General features: G+C 46.6%; 1 protein-coding gene and 1 rRNA gene. Both read left to right on the top strand.

Annotated features, from left to right (window positions below; all coding sequences use genetic code 11):
- Nucleotides 1-345: 345 nt before the first annotated feature.
- Nucleotides 346-522 carry a hypothetical protein gene (locus DZC79_RS10335; RefSeq protein ID WP_157977060.1) on the top strand — a complete coding sequence of 59 codons (177 nt, stop codon included), beginning with the start codon at nucleotides 346-348 and terminating at the stop codon, nucleotides 520-522.
- Nucleotides 523-707: 185 nt separating this feature from the next.
- Nucleotides 708-1,597: ribosomal RNA gene (locus tag DZC79_RS10330) — 16S ribosomal RNA — on the top strand; the annotation flags it as partial.

Genomic DNA, 1,597 nt, shown 5'->3' with positions numbered 1-1,597 from the left:
CGCGATACGCGATACTCACTACCCATTACCCACTACCCAAAAATAAATATGATCGTTGTAACCGGCCATGGTGGCGATATGGGTGAGATGTAGTGGTGCAGGAACAATGAAAATTTTGGTAGAATGAAAAAGGACCCCTACTTTTGCGTCCCGTTGGCGGAAAAGGGTTAACGGAAAGATCATTGAAAGATAGCAGGTTGGTAACGGAGAAGGGATAAAAAATCTTTAAAAAAGATTTGGCAGAAAGAAAAAGTTACTTACCTTTGCACCCCGCTTCGAAAGGGCCGCAGGGCCGGAAGCGTGAAGCTCTTGATAAAACGGCGGAAAGCAAGACGGGACGCGGGTTTGAAGAAAAAAATCTTTATAAAAGATTTGGTGGAAAAGAAAAGGTTTTATACCTTTGCACCCCGGTTCGCAGGGAGGGAGAGCAATGTTAGCGTCCCGGGAGAAGAGCGGCGCGATGTTGATGATGAAGAGCGGCAACGCTTGCGTGTCAGGAATAAAGAAGAGATGAACGGTTAAAGGCCGGCCAAGGGGTTCAAGTCCCTGGCATCGACAAAGGCACAGAGGTGTCGGAAGATTTTTGAAATAATGGAAACAGCAGTAATGTTAGATGTAATATCGAAACATGAAGGTAAGAAAAGCGTAAAATACATTTAAACGATCCGATGATTTTCGAGAGAAAATAGTTAGGTCAAATCTCATTTACCAAGGAGAGTTTGATTCTGGCTCAGGATGAACGCTAGCGGCAGGCTTAACACATGCAAGTCGAGGGGTATATAGGAGCTTGCTCTTATAGAGACCGGCAAACGGGTGCGGAACACGTACGCAATCTACCCTTATCTCGGGGATAGCCCATAGAAATGTGGATTAATACCCGATAGTATATTTTAGTGGCATCACTGGGATATTAAAGAATTTCGGATAGGGATGAGCGTGCGTAAGATTAGCTAGTTGGTGAGGTAACGGCTCACCAAGGCGACGATCTTTAGCTGATGTGAGAGCATGATCAGCCACACGGGCACTGAGACACGGGCCCGACTCCTACGGGAGGCAGCAGTGAGGAATATTGGGCAATGGACGGAAGTCTGACCCAGCCATGCCGCGTGAAGGATGAAGGCGTTCTGCGTTGTAAACTTCTTTTATCAGGGAAGAAACCACTGATTTCTATTAGTGTTGACGGTACCTGAGGAATAAGCACCGGCTAACTCCGTGCCAGCAGCCGCGGTAATACGGAGGGTGCAAGCGTTATCCGGATTCACTGGGTTTAAAGGGTGTGTAGGCGGGCATTTAAGTCTGGGGTGAAATCTCCGAGCTCAACTCGGAAACTGCCTTGGATACTATTTGTCTTGAATTATGTTGAGGTAGGCGGAATATAACATGTAGCGGTGAAATGCATAGATATGTTATAGAACACCGATTGCGAAGGCAGCTTACTAAGCATATATTGACGCTGAGGCACGAAAGCGTGGGGATCAAACAGGATTAGATACCCTGGTAGTCCACGCCCTAAACGATGATTACTCGTCATTTGTGATACACTATAAGTGACCAAGCGAAAGCGTTAAGTAATCCACCTGGGAAGTACGTCCGCAAG

Source organism: Taibaiella helva, from assembly GCF_003545695.1.
In the GTDB taxonomy this organism is placed as follows: Bacteria; Bacteroidota; Bacteroidia; order Chitinophagales; family Chitinophagaceae; genus Taibaiella; species Taibaiella helva.
The sequence above is the reverse complement of the archived record's forward strand: the minus strand, read 5'-3'. Positions and strand labels throughout refer to the sequence as shown.